Origin of the sequence: Pseudomonas sp. WS 5071, from assembly GCF_012985765.1 — a bacterium.
Lineage (GTDB): Bacteria > Pseudomonadota > Gammaproteobacteria > Pseudomonadales > Pseudomonadaceae > Aquipseudomonas > Aquipseudomonas lundensis_A.
Map to the genome: position 1 here is coordinate 95,385 of NZ_JAAQWY010000008.1, position 18,145 is coordinate 113,529.

Annotated in this window: 19 protein-coding genes; 15 read left to right on the forward strand and 4 right to left on the reverse strand. The window is 56.9% G+C overall.

What is annotated here, in order from left to right:
- Nucleotides 1-76 precede the first annotated feature (76 nt).
- The 5 genes from HBN61_RS07100 (at nucleotide 77) to HBN61_RS07120 (ending at nucleotide 5,599) form a co-directional block, all read left to right on the forward strand.
- A complete protein-coding gene (locus tag HBN61_RS07100) occupies nucleotides 77-757 on the forward strand; it encodes a response regulator (RefSeq protein WP_094994187.1) in 681 nt (226 codons plus the stop codon).
- Nucleotides 754-2,088 (forward strand): ATP-binding protein, encoded by a 1,335-nt coding sequence (locus tag HBN61_RS07105; protein WP_170046423.1) that lies wholly within the window; start codon nucleotides 754-756, stop codon nucleotides 2,086-2,088. Before HBN61_RS07100 ends, HBN61_RS07105 begins: the two co-directional genes overlap by 4 nt.
- A gap of 161 nt (nucleotides 2,089-2,249) precedes the next feature.
- Nucleotides 2,250-3,662 (forward strand): D-serine/D-alanine/glycine transporter, encoded by a 1,413-nt coding sequence (gene cycA, locus HBN61_RS07110; protein WP_170046424.1) that lies wholly within the window; start codon nucleotides 2,250-2,252, stop codon nucleotides 3,660-3,662.
- A 225-nt stretch (nucleotides 3,663-3,887) separates the two neighbouring features.
- Nucleotides 3,888-5,294, forward strand: coding sequence for an aspartate aminotransferase family protein (locus HBN61_RS07115; RefSeq protein WP_170046425.1), 1,407 nt, complete (start codon nucleotides 3,888-3,890; stop codon nucleotides 5,292-5,294).
- 83 nt (nucleotides 5,295-5,377) lie between these two features.
- Complete coding sequence (locus tag HBN61_RS07120; RefSeq protein WP_047275172.1) at nucleotides 5,378-5,599, forward strand: MbtH family protein; 222 nt, start codon at nucleotides 5,378-5,380, stop codon at nucleotides 5,597-5,599.
- Nucleotides 5,600-5,682: 83 nt separating this feature from the next.
- On the opposite strand, the gene HBN61_RS07125 is transcribed toward HBN61_RS07120, so the two are convergent.
- Nucleotides 5,683-6,762, reverse strand: coding sequence for an asparaginase (locus tag HBN61_RS07125; RefSeq protein ID WP_094994185.1), 1,080 nt, complete (start codon nucleotides 6,760-6,762; stop codon nucleotides 5,683-5,685).
- Nucleotides 6,763-7,203: 441 nt separating this feature from the next.
- Between HBN61_RS07125 and HBN61_RS07130 the strand changes: the two genes are divergently transcribed.
- Genes HBN61_RS07130 through rbsD form a run of 6 tightly spaced genes read left to right on the forward strand, consistent with a single transcriptional unit; the run spans nucleotide 7,204 to nucleotide 13,107 of the window.
- A complete protein-coding gene (locus HBN61_RS07130; RefSeq protein ID WP_170046426.1) occupies nucleotides 7,204-8,157 on the forward strand; it encodes a sugar ABC transporter substrate-binding protein in 954 nt (317 codons plus the stop codon).
- Between the two features lie 53 nt (nucleotides 8,158-8,210).
- Complete coding sequence (locus HBN61_RS07135) at nucleotides 8,211-9,764, forward strand: sugar ABC transporter ATP-binding protein (RefSeq protein ID WP_170046427.1); 1,554 nt, start codon at nucleotides 8,211-8,213, stop codon at nucleotides 9,762-9,764.
- Nucleotides 9,761-10,738, forward strand: a complete 978-nt coding sequence (locus HBN61_RS07140; RefSeq protein ID WP_094994182.1) for an ABC transporter permease — start codon at nucleotides 9,761-9,763, stop codon at nucleotides 10,736-10,738. The genes HBN61_RS07135 and HBN61_RS07140 overlap by 4 nt, the downstream gene beginning before the upstream one ends.
- 3 nt (nucleotides 10,739-10,741) lie before the next feature.
- Entirely contained in the window at nucleotides 10,742-11,776 is a 1,035-nt protein-coding gene (locus tag HBN61_RS07145; RefSeq protein WP_094994181.1) for a LacI family DNA-binding transcriptional regulator, read from the forward strand.
- 9 nt (nucleotides 11,777-11,785) lie between these two features.
- Nucleotides 11,786-12,706 carry a ribokinase gene (rbsK, locus tag HBN61_RS07150; protein WP_170046428.1) on the forward strand — a complete coding sequence of 307 codons (921 nt, stop codon included), beginning with the start codon at nucleotides 11,786-11,788 and terminating at the stop codon, nucleotides 12,704-12,706.
- Entirely contained in the window at nucleotides 12,703-13,107 is a 405-nt protein-coding gene (gene rbsD / locus HBN61_RS07155; RefSeq protein WP_094994179.1) for a D-ribose pyranase, read from the forward strand. Before rbsK ends, rbsD begins: the two co-directional genes overlap by 4 nt.
- 171 nt (nucleotides 13,108-13,278) lie before the next feature.
- On the opposite strand, the gene HBN61_RS07160 is transcribed toward rbsD, so the two are convergent.
- Entirely contained in the window at nucleotides 13,279-13,473 is a 195-nt protein-coding gene (locus tag HBN61_RS07160) for a hypothetical protein (protein ID WP_170046429.1), read from the reverse strand.
- Nucleotides 13,474-13,605: 132 nt separating this feature from the next.
- On the opposite strand from HBN61_RS07160, the gene HBN61_RS07165 reads away from it, so the two are divergent.
- Together HBN61_RS07165 and HBN61_RS07170 are read left to right on the forward strand one after the other, a co-directional pair.
- On the forward strand, nucleotides 13,606-13,911 hold the full coding sequence (locus HBN61_RS07165) for a hypothetical protein (protein ID WP_094994177.1): 306 nt from the start codon (nucleotides 13,606-13,608) through the stop codon (nucleotides 13,909-13,911).
- Nucleotides 13,912-14,070: 159 nt separating this feature from the next.
- Complete coding sequence (locus HBN61_RS07170; RefSeq protein WP_170046430.1) at nucleotides 14,071-14,382, forward strand: I78 family peptidase inhibitor; 312 nt, start codon at nucleotides 14,071-14,073, stop codon at nucleotides 14,380-14,382.
- A 69-nt stretch (nucleotides 14,383-14,451) separates the two neighbouring features.
- Here HBN61_RS07170 and HBN61_RS07175 read toward each other — a convergent pair whose 3' ends face one another.
- Both HBN61_RS07175 and HBN61_RS07180 read right to left on the reverse strand, forming a co-directional pair.
- A complete protein-coding gene (locus HBN61_RS07175; RefSeq protein ID WP_003179963.1) occupies nucleotides 14,452-14,664 on the reverse strand; it encodes a cold-shock protein in 213 nt (70 codons plus the stop codon).
- Between the two features lie 294 nt (nucleotides 14,665-14,958).
- The gene (locus HBN61_RS07180) at nucleotides 14,959-15,288 is read right to left on the reverse strand and encodes a hypothetical protein (protein WP_170046431.1); all 330 of its coding nucleotides are present in this window, start codon (nucleotides 15,286-15,288) and stop codon (nucleotides 14,959-14,961) included.
- A 357-nt stretch (nucleotides 15,289-15,645) separates the two neighbouring features.
- Here HBN61_RS07180 and thrS point away from each other — a divergent pair, with 357 nt between their 5' ends.
- Both thrS and infC read left to right on the forward strand, forming a co-directional pair.
- Entirely contained in the window at nucleotides 15,646-17,568 is a 1,923-nt protein-coding gene (gene thrS, locus HBN61_RS07185) for a threonine--tRNA ligase (RefSeq protein ID WP_170046432.1), read from the forward strand.
- Nucleotides 17,568-18,119, forward strand: coding sequence for a translation initiation factor IF-3 (infC, locus tag HBN61_RS07190; RefSeq protein ID WP_169835808.1), 552 nt, complete (start codon nucleotides 17,568-17,570; stop codon nucleotides 18,117-18,119). The genes thrS and infC overlap by 1 nt, the downstream gene beginning before the upstream one ends.
- Nucleotides 18,120-18,145: the final 26 nt, after the last annotated feature.

Consider the following 18,145-nt stretch of genomic DNA (forward strand, 5'->3'; position numbering starts at 1 on the left):
AACCGAGTGTTAAAAACGGCATAATCGGGCCTTAATCCCAGCGCCCTTAAATTGGCCTCTTTACGCGGGTATCTGCATGCACGTATTGGTTTGCGAAGACGATGAACTGATTGCCAGCGGCATTGTGGCCGGGCTGACGGCTCAGGGCATGACGGTTGAGCACGTGAACACCGCTGGCAAGGCGCGCGCGATGCTCAAGGCCGCCGCGTTCGATGCCATGGTGCTGGACCTCGGGTTACCGGATGAGGACGGGCTCAAGCTGCTGCAACAATTGCGCCAGCAGGGCTTTGAGCTGCCGGTCCTGGTATTGACTGCGCGGGATGCGGTGACTGACCGGGTGGATGGCCTGCAGGCTGGCGCCGATGATTACCTGCTCAAGCCATTCGACCTGCGCGAACTGGCCGCGCGCCTGCACACGCTGCTGCGCCGTGTGGCGGGGCGTAGCGTCAACCTCATCGAGCACGGCCGCCTGACCTACGACCCCAGCAGCCGCGCCACGTTGTTGGGGGGCAAGCCCGTGGACCTGTCGCGCCGCGAGCAGGCGTTGTTACAAGCCTTGCTGCATAACCGGGGGCGGGTGCTGTCGACCGAGCAACTCAAAGACAGTATTTACGGGTTCAGTGACGAGCTGGAGAGCAACGCCTTGAACGTTCATATCCACCACCTGCGCCGCAAATTGGGTAATGGCATCGTCGAAACCGTGCGTGGCCTTGGCTATCGCCTGGGTCCGGCCGATGGCAACGAGCCCGAGGCATGATGAGCCTGCGCCTGCGGTTAAGCCTGACCATTGGTTCGGCGTTCATCTTGATCTGGATGCTCGCGGCGGCATGGATGCTCAGCGATCTGCGTCAACAAATGATGTTTTCCCTCGATCAGCGGCTTGTGGCCTCTGCACGGATGGTCGCCGGGCTGCTGGAGCAATTGCCGCAATTGCCGGTAAAAGGCGAGGGCACGCATTTCAGCGCTGAACAACTGACCATCCCCGGTGGCATGGCATGTCAGGTCAGCTCCTTGCGGGGGGAGATTCTGGCCCGCAGCCATAACAACCCGGATCAGCCGATGCAGTCTGAATCCACCGGTTTTCGCGATCAAATCATCGACGGTGCCGCCTGGCGCACCTTTACCCTGGACCGTGGCGACCTGCGCATCACCACAGCCGATCGTCAGGTGGAGCGGGAGGCGTTGAATCTGTCAGTGCTGCTGGCGGCTTCAGTGCCTGTGGGCATGGCGTTGGTGGGCTGTTTATTACTGCTGTGGCTGGGCATCGGGCAAGGGTTGGCACCGCTCAAACGGATGCGTGATGCCCTGATGCGCCGCGATGCCGATTCGTTGCAGCCTTTGCAAATCAGCCCGTTGCCCAGCGAATTGCAACCGTTACTCGATTCACAAAACCAGTTACTGGCCCGTATCGCCAAGGCCATTGAGCGCGAGCGGCGTTTGACCGGCGATGCCGCGCACGAGTTGCGCAGCCCGCTGACGGCAATTAAAACCCACCTGCAAGTGGCACGCATGACCGAGGGCGCTGCCCGCGAGCAATCGCTGGCCCACGCTGAAGCCGGGGCCGACCGCTTGCACCGTACCCTTGAGCAACTGCTGTTGCTGGCCAGGGTCGAAGGCAGTTTGTCATTCGATGACGGTGTCCAATGCTCGCCCGAGCAGGTGGCGCGTCTGGCCATTCATGATGCGGCCAGCGGGGCGGCGGATCGCATTGTCCTGAATGTGCCCGCGAATCTGCCCGAGACCCCGCTTAAAGTGCCGTCCGTGCTGGCCATTGCAGCTTTGCGCAACTTGCTTGAGAACGCCCTGCGGCATACATCGGCCGATACCCGCGTCGAATTGACACTTCGCGTAGTGGCCACAGATGTGTATTTTGTCGTCCGCGATCACGGCCCCGGCATTTCGCCTGAGACCTTGCAGCACATGACCCAACGTTTTTGGCGTCACGACAACAGCAACGGCTGCGGGTTGGGGCTGGCCATCGTGCAGGCCATTGTCGAGCGCTGCGCCGGTGGGTTGAGCTTTGACAGTCAGCCCGACGGGCTGCGGGTTGAGTTGCGCATGCCCTTGCAAACTGAAAGCGGCCGGTAAGGCCGCTTTTTCATGATCCTTCCTGTCTGCAGGACAGTCCGGCAAGCACTGATGCAGCTCAGTGTTTTGCCTGCGCGTCGCCTTTAAAGTACCTCTCGGTTTATGAGGGGGTTAAGTCAACTCCACCTATAAGAAAAATCCACTTGCAAGGTAAAAAAACATTGAAGGATTCAGCGTTTGATCACCCGCCTGTCGGTGAACCTCACGAACTCCAGCGCAGTCTGTCCAACCGCCACATTCAACTGATCGCCATTGGCGGCGCCATCGGCACCGGCCTGTTCATGGGGTCGGGCAAAACCATCAGCCTGGCGGGCCCCTCGATCATTTTTGTGTACATGATCATTGGCTTCATGCTGTTTTTTGTCATGCGCGCGATGGGTGAGTTGCTGTTATCCAACCTCAAGTACAAATCGTTCATTGATTTCTCGGCGGACCTGCTGGGGCCGATGGCCGGTTATTTCATGGGCTGGACTTATTGGTTTTGCTGGATCGTCACGGGCATTGCGGATGTAGTCGCGATTTCCGGGTACACCCAATTCTGGTTTCCGGGCGTCCCCTTATGGATGCCTGCTGTCGGGTGCGTGGCGTTGCTGCTGTCGCTGAACCTGATCACCGTGAAGATGTTCGGTGAGCTGGAATTCTGGTTTGCCATGATCAAAATCGTCGCCATTTGCGCGTTGGTGTGCACCGGCTTGTACATGGTGGTAACGGCCTATCAGTCGCCTGCGGGGCACGCCGCCACGCTGAGTAACCTGTGGAATGACGGCGGGATGTTCCCCCATGGCCTGATGGGCTTCTTTGCCGGGTTCCAGATCGCCGTATTTGCGTTTGTCGGTATCGAGCTGGCGGGCACCACTGCGGCCGAGACCAAAGATCCCGAGCGTAATTTGCCCCGCGCGATCAATTCGATCCCGCTGCGGATCATCATGTTCTACGTGTTCGCGCTCATTGCGATTTTGGCTGTTACCCCGTGGCGCGACGTGGTGGCGGACAAAAGCCCTTTTGTTGAGTTGTTCATGCTGGCGGGGCTTCCGGCTGCGGCAGGTATCATCAACTTCGTGGTGTTGACCTCGGCTGCTTCGTCGGCCAACAGCGGTGTGTTTTCCACCAGCCGTATGCTCTACGGCCTGGCGCTGGAAGGTGACGCACCGCAGAAATTCAAGCACCTGTCGCAACGTGCCGTGCCATCCAACGGGCTGATTTTTTCTTGCATTTGCTTGCTGGCCGGGGCGTTGGTGATTTATCTGGTCCCTAACCTGATGCAAGCCTTCACCCTGATCACCACGGTGTCTGCGACCCTGTTCATGTTTGTCTGGTCGATGATTCTGTTGTCGTACCTGGCCTATCGCAAACAACGCGCAGACTTGCATCAGGCATCGCGTTACAAGATGCCGGGCGGCAAAGTGATGGTCTGGGTGTGTCTGGCGTTCTTCGCGTTCATTTTGGTGTTGTTGGCGCTGGAGGACGACACGCGGCAGGCCTTGTACGCAGTGCCGGGCTGGTTCCTGCTGTTAGGGCTGGCCTACCGGTCTATCGTGCGCAACAAGCAGCAGGTCACTAAGCCTGTGCAATAACGCGCAGTGTGCTGCTGTTTGAAACAAAGGGGATGGCCTGCAAGGTGCCATCCCCTTTGTCGTTTTAGCGATCCATAGCGCGGGGATTCTGCGATTCACCTCTAAATCCGGGCCCTGCCAATGCGTTTCCAAAGCAGGAAAGCCTGCAGCGATTATTCGTACCGCGAAAGTCCTCGCAGGTCAGCAGTGCTGGTCAATCTCTTCAGCGCATTGAGGGTCCCGCAAATGTCAGTCGCTACCAGTCTTGTCGACGATCAGCCGGTTCGGGTCAGTACGACCGAAACGCTGTATCGATTTGAAGAATCTCCCTTGCTGGCCCGCCAGAGCCGTCAAGAATCCAATGCGCGCAGTTATCCGCGACGTATCCCGCTCGCGTTGAAGCGCGCCAAGGGGTTGTATGTCGAGGACGTGGAAGGCCGACGTTTCATCGACTGCCTGGCAGGCGCGGGCACGTTGGCGCTCGGGCATAACCATCCTGTGGTGATCGAGGCGATCCGCCGGGTGCTGGACGAGGGGCTGCCTTTGCATACGCTGGATTTGACCACGCCGGTCAAGGATCAGTTTGTGCAAGACTTGTTTGGCCTCTTGCCGGACGCCTTGGCCCAAGAAGCGAAAATCCAGTTTTGTGGCCCTACAGGCACCGACGCGGTGGAAGCTGCGTTGAAGCTGGTGCGCACGGCCACCGGGCGCAACACGGTGATTTCCTTTCAGGGCGGCTATCACGGCATGAGTCAGGGTGCCTTGAGCCTGATGGGCAGCCTTGGCCCGAAGCAGCCCATGGCCGCCTTGTTGGGTAATGGCGTGCAATTCATGCCGTATCCCTACGATTACCGTTGCCCGTTTGGCCTCGGGGGGGAGCAAGGGGTCAAGGCCAATTTGAGTTACCTGCACACCCTGTTCAGTGATCCGGAAGCCGGTGTGCAGTTGCCTGCTGCCGTGATTGTAGAAGTGGTGCAGGGCGAGGGGGGCGTGATTCCGGCCGACCTGGACTGGCTGCGGGGGCTGCGGCGCATCACGGAGCAGGCCGGGGTGGCCTTGATCGTTGATGAAATTCAGAGCGGTTTCGCCCGCACCGGCAAGATGTTTGCCTTTGAGCATGCTGGCATCGTGCCTGATGTGGTGGTGCTGTCCAAGGCCATTGGTGGCAGCTTGCCGTTAGCGGTGGTGGTCTATCGCCAGTGGCTCGACACTTGGCTGCCTGGCGCCCATGCCGGAACTTTCCGCGGTAATCAGATGGCCATGGCCGCGGGCAGTGCCGTGATGCGCTACCTCAAGGAACATCATGTGGCAGCGCATGCGACAGCCATGGGTGAGCGGCTGAGTGAGCACTTGCACCTCTTGCAGCGCGACTTCCCGCAAGTGGGTGACGTTCGGGGGCGCGGGCTGATGCTGGGTGTGGAACTGGTTGACCCGACTGGCATGCCTGACGCATTGGGCCACCCGCCAGCATTCGGCCGTCTGGCGCCGTTGGTGCAGCGTGAGTGCCTCAAGCGCGGGTTGATTCTGGAGCTGGGGGGGCGCCACGGCAGTGTGGTGCGGTTCCTGCCCCCGCTGATCATCACCGGCGCCGAGATCGATCAAGTGGCTGCCATTTTTGGCAATGCCTTGGCGGCTGCCATCGCCCTGCTCTAATTCCCGGTGATGGTCGCTCGTTTGTTCTATGACCCCTGCTGCGCGTGTTGGCGCAGCCTGCCTAATGCGATGGAGACCCGCACATGAGTTCAGTATTTGACCGCGACGATATTCTTTTTCAGGTGGTGGTGAACCACGAGGACCAGTATTCGATCTGGCCTGACTACAAAGCCATTCCGAACGGCTGGCGTGCCGTGGGCAAGAGCGGCCTGAAGCCGGAATGCCTGGCCTACATCGAAGAGGTGTGGACGGACATGCGCCCGCTGAGCCTGCGCCAAAAGATGGATGCCGTGGCAACGCACTGAGTCGCGCTCTCACAAAAAAGCCAACTGACATGACGGTGTCAGTTGGCTTTTTTAATGCTCACACGGTAAGGAATCCGAGTGACTTAGTATTCCCAGAAAATCCGCTGCAGCTCTTTGCTGTCCTGGGTTTTGGTCAGGGCGACCATGGCCAGGATGCGGGCTTTTTGTGGGTTCAGGTCGTGTGCAACGACCCAGTCGTTTTTGTCATCAGGTTGCTCTGCGTTACGCAGTACGAAACCACCAGCGTTCACGTGGGAAGAACGGATGATCTGTACGCCGTCTTTACGCAATGCTTGCAGGGTCGGCACTACGCGGGACGAAACCGAGCCGTTGCCGGTGCCGACGTGAATGATGGCCTTGGCGCCGGATTGAGCCAGTGCCTTGTAGGCGGTGTCATCAACGTTGCCGTACGAGTAGGCGATACCCACGTTTGGCAGGCTCTTGATGTTCTTGATGTCGAACTCAGAGTCCATGGTGTGACGCTTGGCAGGCAAGCGGAACCAGTAGGATTTGCCTTCAACGACCATGCCCAATGCGCCCCATGGGCTTTTGAACGCTTCGGTCTTGATGTTCATCATTTTGCTGACATCGCGGCCCGACTGGATCTCGTCGTTCATGGTGACCAGAACGCCTTTGCCACGGGCTTCTTTGCTGCCTGCTACAGCAACGGCGTTGTACAGGTTCAGCATGCCGTCAGCGGACATCGCGGTGCCTGGACGCATCGAGCCCACCACCACGATTGGCTTGTCGGTCTTTTCAACCAGGTCCAGGAAGTAGGCGGTTTCTTCCAGTGTGTCGGTACCGTGAGTGATCACAATGCCATCGACGTCTTTGCTGTCGGCCAGTTCGGCAACACGGCGGCCCAATTGCAACAGGTTGTCGTTGGTGATGCTTTCAGAGGCGATCTGCATCACTTGTTCGCCACGCACGTTGGCCAACTGGCTCAACTCGGGCACACCCGCGATCAGTTGATCGATGCCCACTTTGGCAGCGGTGTAGGTTGCGCTGTTGGCAGCGCTGGCGCCTGCGCCTGCGATGGTGCCGCCGGTGGCCAGAATAATCACATTCGGCTTGGCAGCGGCTTCTTGTGCGTGAACGGTTGGCATGACCAGCAAAAGGGCCAAAGCGCCCGGAACAATGGATTTCAACACAGCTTTTTTCATTATGTTCTCTCTAAATGATGAGAGTGCTGATGCACATACACCTAGCACGGCACGTGCCATCCACTGGCCACATGCTGGTCATATAAAGGCATATTCTGTGCCAGCCAGACGGGCTCGCCTTGAGTTTTTATAACTAATTGATTTATATGAATAAAATTTAAAAATAGAGTGATTGTTCAGGTTTTTGGAGACGGGTTGCCGAATTTAGAGGTAACTTTTCGTACGGGAAGTCGTCCATTCGTCGGTTTAATGGCGCCGATTTTTGTGATTGACAAATGCCAGACGCGTTTTCATAGTGAGGTTCAAGCAAACGTTTGCGCGGTAATATTTTTCGCTGACTTGAACGCCTTCACGGCCTGCAGTCAAGCGACTCTGTCAGTGCGTTGGCAGCCCGCGCAAACAGGATGTTGCTCACAATAATCATAAGATCGGAGTACTCCCATGAAGCTGCCCTTTGCTGGACGCTTGCTCGCCGTCGCCTTGTTTACAGCGGCCTCGTTTTCCCTTCCGCTTGCGCACGCCGACTCTCCCACCCCCCCCAAAATCGGACTGGTCATGAAGTCATTGGCCAATGAGTTTTTTGTCACCATGACCAAGGGTGCCGAGGATTATCAAAAACAGCACCCGGCTGATTTTGTGTTGATCTCCAACGGCATCAAAAACGAAACCGATACGCAGGGGCAGGTAGACATCATCAATCAGATGATCCTTGCCCGGGTCGATGGTCTGGTGATCGCTCCGGCTGATTCCAAGGCGTTGATCAACGCCCTTCAAAAAGCCCGGGATGCCGGGATTGTCGTGGTAAACATCGATAACCAGCTCGACCCGCTAGTGCTGAAAAATAAGCACATGGATGTGCCGTTTGTAGGGCCTGATAACCGGGCTGGCGCGCGCAAGGTGGGTGAGTACCTGGCGAGCAAACTCAACGCTGGCGACGAAGTGGCCATCATTGAAGGTGTTTCGACCACCACCAACGCGCAGCAACGCACGGCTGGCTTCACGGACGCCATGAACGCGGCGCAAATCAAGGTGGTGTCCACGCAGTCCGGCAATTGGGAAATCGAAGGGGGCAACAAGCAGGCCGCTGCGATTCTTAGCGAGTATCCAAACGTGAAGGCTCTGTTGGCGGGCAACGACAGCATGGCGATTGGCGCGGTATCGGCCATCCGCGCAGCCGGTAAGGCCGGGAAAGTGCTGGTGGTCGGTTACGACAACATCGATGCCATCAAGCCGATGCTCAAGAACGGTCGTGTGCTGGCCACCGCAGACCAGGCGGCCGCCCAGCAGGCTGTCTTTGGGATTCAGACCGCGCTCAAGCTAATCAGCAAAGCGCCAGTCGACGCACTAAAAGACGGTGTCATTGCCACGCCGGTTGAGCTGATCACGACCCCCTAATCTATCCATGCCCTCGGCACCTGCGTGTTTGACCGGGTGCCCGGAGATGTTTGATGGCAAATCCAGATGCTGGCGTGGCGCTTTCAGTGCGCGGCATAGGTAAAACCTATGCGCAACCTGTTCTGAGTGCGATCGACCTGACCCTGTATCGCGGCGAAGTATTGGCGTTGACGGGGGAGAACGGTGCTGGGAAAAGCACCTTGTCAAAAATCATTGGCGGGCTTGAAGTGCCCTCCACCGGCCAGATGCATTTTAACGGCCAGCCTTATGCGCCCGGCAGCCGCGCGCAAGCCGAGCGCCTGGGTGTGCGCATGGTGATGCAAGAACTCAATCTTCTGCCGACGCTCACCGTGGCGGAAAACCTCTTTCTCGACAATCTGCCTGCCAGCGCCGGGTGGATCAACCGCAAGCGCTTGCGTACGGCTGCGATTGAGGCAATGGCACAGGTCGGCCTTGACGCCATTGATCCCGACACAATGGTGGGTGAGTTGGGGGTTGGGCACCAGCAGATGGTGGAAATCGCCCGCAACCTGATTGGCGACTGTCAGGTGCTGATCCTCGACGAACCCACGGCCATGCTCACGGCCCGCGAAGTCGAGCTGTTGTTTATCCAGATCACCCGGTTACAGGCCCGGGGCGTAGCGATTGTTTACATCTCTCACCGGCTCGAAGAGCTGGCACGGGTAGCCCAGCGCATTGCGGTGCTGCGTGACGGGCATCTGGTGTGTGTCGAGCCCATTGCCAACTATGACAGCCAGCAACTGGTCAATTTGATGGTCGGGCGCGAGCTGGGCGATCACCTGGAGATGGGTGAGCGCCCTCTGGGGGAGCCTGCGCTGAGGGTTTCAGGGCTGGGCCGTGGGACCAAGGTTATGGATGTGTCGTTTGAGGTCCGCCAGGGTGAGATTTTCGGCATATCTGGCCTGATCGGGGCAGGGCGCACAGAGTTGTTGCGCCTGATTTATGGCGCCGACCACGCTGACAGTGGCACGGTCGCGGTGGGCACCCCCCTGCAACCCGCGCCTATTTGCAGCCCGATGGACGCTGTCAGGCACGGTATTGCATTGATTACCGAAGACCGTAAGGGCGAAGGTTTGCTGATGAGCCTGCCCATCAGCGCCAATATCGGCTTGGGCAATATGCAACAGCTGTCGCGTGCGGGTTTCATCAAGGGGGCGCAAGAGCGTGCGCTGGCCCGGCGCCAGATCGATGCGATGGGCATTCGCTGTGCCGGGCCCGAGCAGATCGTCGCGCAATTGTCGGGGGGCAATCAGCAGAAAGTCGTGATCGGCCGCTGGCTTGAGCGCGACTGCGCTGTGTTGCTGTTTGATGAGCCCACGCGCGGCATTGATATCGGGGCCAAGTTCGATATCTATCGCTTGCTCGCGGAGTTGACCCGACAGGGCAAGGCAGTGGTGGTGGTGTCCAGCGACCTGCGGGAATTGATGCTGATCTGTGACCGCATCGGGGTGATGTCGGGGGGGCGCTTGACCGCTACCTTTGAGCGCGACAGCTGGAGTCAGGAACAACTGCTGGCGGCTGCGTTTGCCGGTTATCAAACACACGATGCACCACTGACCTCAGTGGCGCCCAAGGACATTGCATGAACACCGCTTCCTCGCCGCGCAACGCTGCGCACAGTTTTTACGGTATGGGCACGTACGTGGGGTTGGCTGGCGCTTTGCTGGCCATGATCGTGCTCTTCTCCAGTCTGAGCGATCACTTCTTTTCTTACGGTACGTTGAGCACCTTGGCCAATCAGATTCCTGACCTGATGGTGCTCTCCGTGGGCATGACCTTTGTCTTGATTATCGGCGGCATTGATCTGTCCGTCGGCTCGGTGCTGGCGCTGGCGGCCTCCGTGGTGAGTGTAGCGATCCTGGGGTGGGGCTGGAGTGTCTTGCCAGCCGCATTGTTGGGCATGGGCTGCGCTGCTGCGGTCGGTACGCTCACGGGGTCGATCACCGTCGCTTGGCGCATTCCTTCGTTTATCGTGTCGCTGGGCGTGCTGGAAATGGCCCGCGGCGCTGCTTATCAAATGACCGGATCGCGCACCGCCTATATTGGCGACGCGTTCGCCTGGTTGTCCGATCCAATTGCGTTTGGCATTGCGCCGTCTTTCATCATTGCATTGCTGGTCATCGTGGTCGCGCAGGTGATATTGACCCGCACGGTGTTCGGACGCTACCTGGTCGGAATCGGCACCAATGAAGAGGCGGTCCGCCTGGCCGGCATCAACCCCAAGCCCTACAAAGTTCTGGTATTCAGCCTGATGGGGCTGCTGGCCGGGGTGGCAGCCTTATTTCAGATCTCGCGTCTGGAGGCCGCAGACCCTAACGCGGGGGCCGGGCTGGAGCTGCAAGTGATTGCTGCGGTGGTCATTGGCGGGACCAGCCTGATGGGCGGCCGCGGTTCTATCATCAGCACGTTTTTTGGGGTGCTGATTATCTCGGTCCTGGCTGCAGGGTTAGCGCAGATCGGCGCGACCGATCCGACCAAGCGTATCATCACCGGTGCTGTCATTGTGATGGCAGTGATTTTGGATACTTACCGCAGTCAACGGGCACGGCGACGGAATTAAGCAATGGCAACCATCAAAGATGTGGCGGCAATGGCGGGGATCTCCTACACAACGGTGTCCCATGTGCTGAACAAGACCCGGCCGGTGAGCGAGCCGGTGCGGTTGAAAGTGGAAGAAGCCATTGCGCGTCTGGATTACGTACCGAGCGCTGTAGCGCGCTCCCTGAAAGCCAAAAGCACCGCCACCATTGGTTTGCTGGTGGCTAATAGCCTCAACCCTTACTTCGCCGAGTTGGCACGGGGAATCGAGGATTACTGTGAGCGTAATAACTACTGCGTGATCCTCTGCAATTGCGACGACGATCCGGATAAGCAGCGCAACTACTTGCGGGTGTTGCTGGAAAAGCGTGTGGACGGTCTGGTAGTTGCTTCTGCGGGCGGTGATTTGGGACTGGCCAGCGGTTTATCAGGGGTCCGCACGCCCATGGTGATTGTTGACCGTAGCCTGGAAGGTATCGACGCCGATCTGGTGCGAATCGATCATGAGCAGGGAGCGTACCTGGCGACCCGTCATTTGCTTGAGCTGGGTCATCGGGCGATTGCCTGTATTGGCGGCCCAGCGCTTAACAGTGTGGCGCAGCTGCGACAGGCCGGGTATCTGCGAGCCTTGAACGAGGCCGGGATCGAGCCTGCGGCGCACTGGAGGGTGGAAAGTGATTTCAGTTGTACAGGCGGTTATGTCGCAGCCAATCGCTTGTTGACCGACGATCCGCCTACGGCCGTGTTCGCGTGCAACGACATGATGGGCATTGGTGTCTTACGTGCGGCCGCTGAACGCCAGATTCAGGTGCCGCAGCAACTGTCTGTCATCGGCTTTGATGATGTTCAACTGAGCCGGTATGTGTACCCGGCGTTGACGACGGTAGGTCAATCAATCCTGCAGTTGGGGGAAACCGCTGCACGGGTTTTGTTGCAACGTATTGCAACGCCCGCGCGATCTGTTGAGCAGTTAATCGTTGCGCCGAGTCTAGTGCTACGTGAATCCACCGGGCCGTACCGAGCGATCGCCCGGCAACGCCTTCAGCAATCCATCGGTTGAGTGTCGAGCATGCACGCAAATGTAGTAGTGGTTGGCAGTCTGAATATGGATTTGGTCACACGAACGCAGCGGTTGCCGCAGCCGGGCGAAACGCTCTTCGGTGATTCACTGCAAACGGTACATGGCGGCAAAGGCGCCAACCAGGCGGTAGCGGCTGCACGGTTGGGCGCGCGCGTCGCGATGCTGGGGCGTGTGGGCAGTGACGCCTATGGCGAACAGCTGCGAGCAGGTCTTATGGATGAGCAGATTGATTGCTCGGGGGTGTCGAGTGTCGCGGGGTGTGTGAGTGGCATTGCCCTGATTGTTGTGGATGCCAACAGTCAAAACACCATTGTGGTCGTGCCGGGCGCCAACGCTTCCCTGGTACCTGGCGATATCGAATCATGTGACGCGATGCTGCAGGGGGCAGAGGTGATCGTCTGCCAGCTCGAGGTCCCTTATGACACCGTTGCCCATACGCTCAAACGGGGGCGAGCGCTCAATAAGACCGTAATCCTCAATCCGGCGCCGGTTAACGGGCCGTTGCCGTCACAGTGGCTTGAGGCTATTGATTACCTGATCCCCAATGAAAGTGAGGCTCAGGCCCTCAGTGGCGTGGTTGTTGATTCGCTGGCGTCTGCAGAGTGTGCTGCTTTGAAGCTGATTGAGGCGGGCGCGCGCAACGTGATTGTGACGCTGGGGGCCAAAGGCGCGCTGTTCGTCAGCGGGCGCGATACCGTGCATTTTTCGGCGCCCAGCGTTGAGGCGGTCGATGCCACTGCGGCGGGTGACACTTTTGTTGGTGCATTTTCTGCCGCCCTCGCGGGGGGGAAGAGTGAAGATCAAGCCATCCGGTTTGCACAAATTGCGGCAGCTTTGTCTGTCACGTGCTCAGGCGCTCAACCGTCCATTCCAAAGTTGGCTGACGTTTTAGGTTTCGCACCGTCATGAAAAAGACACCCCTGCTGAATATTCAACTGTCACGGCTGATCGCGTCATTGGGACATGGCGACATTGTGGTGATTGCCGATGCCGGTTTGCCGGTGCCTAAGGGCGTGGAGCTGATTGATTTGGCACTGACCCGCGGAGTGCCGGACCTGGAGACCACATTGTGTATCGTCCTGAGTGAGATGCAGGTTGAAAGCCATGTACTGGCTAAAGAGTTGCTTGAACATCCGTGTGCTGCGCTCAGTGCCATTGAGGCTCAAACCAGCCTTGGGTTGATGGGAGGCAGGCGGATGCTTGCTCACGATGCCTTTAAGGGCTTGTGTCTGGGCGCAAAAGCGATTGTGCGTACCGGGGAATGTCGTCCGTACTGCAATATTGCGCTGATCGCTGGTGTTACGTTTTAAAACGGTGTGGTGTAAGCATCAGTTGATACAAGGCTTGAGCGTTCAGGGGGTGCCCGTGCAGGTCGCAGCGTTGTATGTATGTGCTGAAGCCGTGTTTTTCAGTGGCTCAGCCAGTGCGAAGGCAGCATCAAGGTTGATGCCAGACCGATATGGGCTTGAGTCTCTGTACCCTCAGGTCGTCTCTACAGGCAGGCCATATTTCTCGAAAACCTGATGGCTAAACGCTTTTGCCGCTTCGATTCCGAGTTCTTTAACCAGCAGGTCTATCCCGATAATGGCCAGTTCCTCGGGGCTGCCCGGGCTGTAAGAACATTGCCCCTGTTGCCATTTCGCCTTGATGTCGGCGTCAATACTGACGTTGCTCATGGTTGGACTCGTTGCGTTAAAACGCTAGATCTTAGCAAAATGCCATTGAGATGCCATCACTGTGAGAGTGGGCATGGGCGCAGGAATGGCTGCGCCCATGTCACACTGACCCTTTGAGGGAGGGGCCTTACTATGTATATCGATTTGAATAAGCCTGAGGGGCTGACGCTGGAGGCTGTACGACAGCTATTGGCCTCAGCCTGTGATGATGTGCACACGCAGCTGCGCGTCTCGAAAGTCGGGCGGGCTTACCTGTCTTCAGGCGTGGTTGGCGGTACAGATATTGACGGGCTGCTTTTCAGGCTGGAAACCTGGTCAGCGGGTTCTGGGTATGTGGGCAATGTTGCAGCGAGTGACGAGGTTTGGGTTATGCAGATCTTCAATGCTTTGAAGGCGAATTGGCCCAATCCACCGTTCGATTACATCGATGTGTACTGATACAGCACATATTCCGTGACGATTAAGCCAAGGCGATACACGGCTTCTCGTCCAAAATCACGCGCCTGCGCTCACGCGTACTTCTTGCATGGCGCTGTGCAACCTCTTTGCGTAAAAACTGTCGCAAAGGTCTCGACTATTTATTTTTAAGGAGGCTTCATGTCCTGGAAGCTAGTGTCATTGGGTTCATTGCTGGCAGTGCTGGCGTTGTCCGGGTGCAGTACCTCAAGTTCTGACAAGGAACCTGCGGCGGCCACCCCTGCGCTCACGCGGTGCGACGCTCAGGCGGCAGCCTTTGCAGTCGGGAAAAAAGCGTCGGCGCAGCTTTTGGAGCAGGCCCGCGTCAAAGCAGGTGCGCAGACCGCCCGTATCCTCGGGCCTAAAGATGTCATGACGCTTGAGTACCGCTCAGATCGCCTGAACCTCAATGCGGATGACAATGCCGTGATTACGCGCGTGAACTGCGGCTAAGCAGTTCACGTTTGTATCAGGCACAAAAAACCCCGTCACGTGGACGGGGTTTTTTTGTTCGAAGGAGATTTACTCCGGACGAACCTGTGCAGCTTGCATACCCTTTTGGCCTTTCTCAGCCACGAAGGAAACGGTCTGGCCTTCTTTCAGGCTTTTGAAACCGTCGCTTTCGATAGCTTTGAAGTGTACGAACAGGTCGTCACCGCCACCTTGAGGAGTGATGAAGCCGAAGCCTTTTTCATCGTTGAACCATTTTACGGTGCCGGTTTGGCGATTAGACATGGTGTATCTCCAAGAAACTTATATTTTCAGTAGTACTGTGCTGCTCAGGCCAACTGGGCACACTTGGCTATCATAGTCGAAATGTGAGGTTTGGGAGCCCCCCTGCGTCACAGTTTGATGTTTTGTAAGCTTCCCAGAGCTGCTCGGAAGGCTTGAAACCCCCGATTTATGGGGCTTTGCCGCTTTCGCCGGCACTTAAAAAAAGCATCACTCCTTATGTTTTTTTTAAGGAATGGCCCATTATCGGGCTTTTGTCAGTGGCTCAAGGCGTAAGTGGCGGTGACCCTAGGGGGATTATTTCTTGGGTTTGGCGGGGGTAGGCGCTGTCGCGCGGCATGACTCGATGGCCTTCAGCGCTTGTGCGCGCAGCTCAGCACTGGGTTGTACCTCTTTACTCATCAACTGCTTGATCTGAGCTGTCGAAAAATTGGCAGACAATTTATCCGCGCCACATGCGCAAAATTGCGTAGCCGTTTTTTTATCAATATTTTGGCTGGCGGCAGCGACACAATCCTTCATATAGTCATTTTTAAGGGCTGCAGGCCAATTGTCCGCGTGGGCGCTCAGCGGCAGAAGCAGTGCCAATAATGGGGTTGCGAGAACTAATAAGCGTTTAGTGGGCATGTGATGCTCCTTACAGGGTGATAAGGCTAAATGTGATTCACGGTGTATCTGAGGGGGAAAGTGCAGCTCAAGTTCACCATTGTGCAATGCGAGCAGTATTTTCGCTGCCTCAAGCTGAGCGCTCCATCAAGCGCTCATGTGTGCTAGCATGCCGCCCTTGGCCTGTCGTGGCGATTTTTTATATCCCGCGAAACAGAGCCCTGAACTTTTTGATTTGAACTCCAGTCACTCTGGTTCGGTTAACGGTTGGCCGCAAGGCTCCTGCCACTGTGAGGCAGGCTCACCACCGAATCGCGTACTGGCTCATCCCAACCCACGTGACCTTTGGTAGGGGTCACCACTAGGAGAGGAGGCGCCATGCCAACTATTACTCTTCCCGATGGCAGTCAACGTACTTTCGATCACGCAGTGTCAGTCGCCGAAGTTGCCGCTTCGATTGGTGCAGGTCTGGCAAAAGCCACTGTCGCCGGCAAAGTCAACGGCAAGCTGGTTGATGCCTGCGACCTGATTGAAAATGACGCCACGCTGCAAATCATCACGCCCAAGGATGAAGAGGGGCTGGAGATCATTCGTCACTCTTGCGCCCACCTCGTTGGTCATGCAGTGAAGCAATTGTATCCAACGGCCAAAATGGTCATTGGTCCTGTCATTCAGGAAGGCTTCTATTACGACATTTTCTACGATCGTCCTTTTACCCCTGAGGACATGGCTGCCATTGAACAGCGCATGCAGCAGTTGATCGAGAAAGATTACGACGTGATCAAGAAGGTTACGCCTCGTGCCGAAGTGATCCGGCTGTTTTCCGAGCGCGGCGAAGATTACAAGCTGCGCCTTGTCGAAGATATGCCGGACGAACAGGCCATGGGCCTGTATTTCCACGAAGAATACGTCGACATGTGCCGTGGCCCTCATGTGCCAAACACGCGCTTCTTGAAGTCCTTCAAGTTGACCAAGTTGTCGGGCGCTTACTGGCGTGGCGATGCCAAGAATGAGCAGTTGCAGCGTATCTACGGCACTGCGTGGGCTGACAAGAAGCAGTTGGCTGCTTACATTCAGCGTATTGAAGAGGCCGAGAAGCGCGATCACCGCAAAATCGGTAAGCGCCTGGGGCTTTTCCATACTCAGGAAGAAGCGCCGGGGATGGTATTTTGGCATCCAAACGGCTGGGCGCTTTACCAGGTGCTTGAGCAGTACATGCGCAAGGTGCAGCGTGAGAACGGTTATCTTGAGATCAAGACGCCTCAGGTTGTGGACCGCAGTTTGTGGGAGAAATCCGGTCACTGGGCCAACTACGCTGAAAACATGTTCACGACTGAGTCGGAGAGCCGCGATTACGCAATCAAGCCGATGAACTGCCCGTGCCACGTGCAGGTCTTTAATCAGGGCTTGAAAAGCTACCGCGAGTTGCCAATGCGTCTGGCAGAGTTCGGTGCTTGCCACCGTAACGAACCGTCGGGTGCGCTGCACGGCATCATGCGGGTGCGTGCCTTCACTCAAGATGACGCGCATATTTTTTGCACCGAAGAGCAGATGCAGGCCGAATCTGCGGCATTTATCAAGCTCACGCTGGATGTCTACGCTGACTTCGGTTTCAAGGATATCGAGCTGAAATTGTCTACTCGCCCGGAAAAGCGTGTGGGTTCCGATGAGTTGTGGGATCGTGCCGAAAGCGCATTGGCCTCGGCGCTTGACAGTGCTGGCCTTGCGTATGACCTGCAACCGGGTGAAGGTGCTTTTTACGGTCCGAAGATTGAGTTTTCTTTGAAAGATTGTCTGGGTCGTGTCTGGCAGTGTGGTACCTTGCAGCTCGATTTCAACCTGCCGATTCGTCTTGGCGCTGAATACGTCTCTGAAGACAACAGCCGCAAGCACCCGGTTATGTTGCACCGTGCGATCCTTGGATCGTTCGAGCGTTTCGTCGGTATTCTGATTGAACACTACGAAGGTGCGTTCCCTGCGTGGTTGGCGCCAACCCAGGCAGTGATCATGAATATCACTGATAAACAGGCCGAATTTGCTGCTGAAGTTGAAAAAACTCTCAATCAGAGCGGATTTCGTGCCAAGTCAGACTTGAGAAATGAAAAGATCGGCTTTAAAATCCGCGAGCATACTTTGCTCAAGGTTCCTTATCTCTTGGTTATCGGAGATCGGGAAGTCGAGATGCAGACTGTCGCTGTGCGTACACGTGAAGGTGCTGACCTGGGCTCGATGCCCGTCGCGCAATTCGCTGAATTCCTCGCACAAGCGGTTTCCCGGCGTGGTCGCCATGATTCGGAGTAATTATTATTAAGCGTGAAATGAGACAAGATAAACGAGCTGCACCGAAGGCCCCGATCAACGAGAATATCTCGGCACGCGAGGTTCGGTTAATCGGAGCTGAGGGCGAGCAACTTGGCATTGTCCCGATCGAAGAAGCGCTTCTTAAGGCTGAAGAAGCCAAACTGGATTTGGTGGAAATTTCCGCTGATGCAGTACCACCTGTTTGCAAGCTGATGGATTACGGCAAATCGATCTTCGAAAAGAAGAAACAGATTGCCGCAGCGAAGAAAAACCAGAAACAAATCCAGGTTAAAGAAATCAAGTTTCGTCCAGGGACGGAGGAAGGGGATTACCAGGTAAAACTGCGCAACCTGGTACGTTTCCTGAGTGATGGGGACAGGGCCAAGGTGTCGTTAAGATTCCGTGGCCGTGAGATGGCCCACCAGGAGCTGGGTATGGAACTGTTGAAGCGGGTTGAAGCTGACCTTGTGGAATACGGTACCGTCGAACAGCATCCTAAGATGGAAGGACGCCAGCTGATCATGGTCATCGCCCCGAAAAAGAAGAAGTAACCACCAGGGCACGGCAGGCCTTGCGG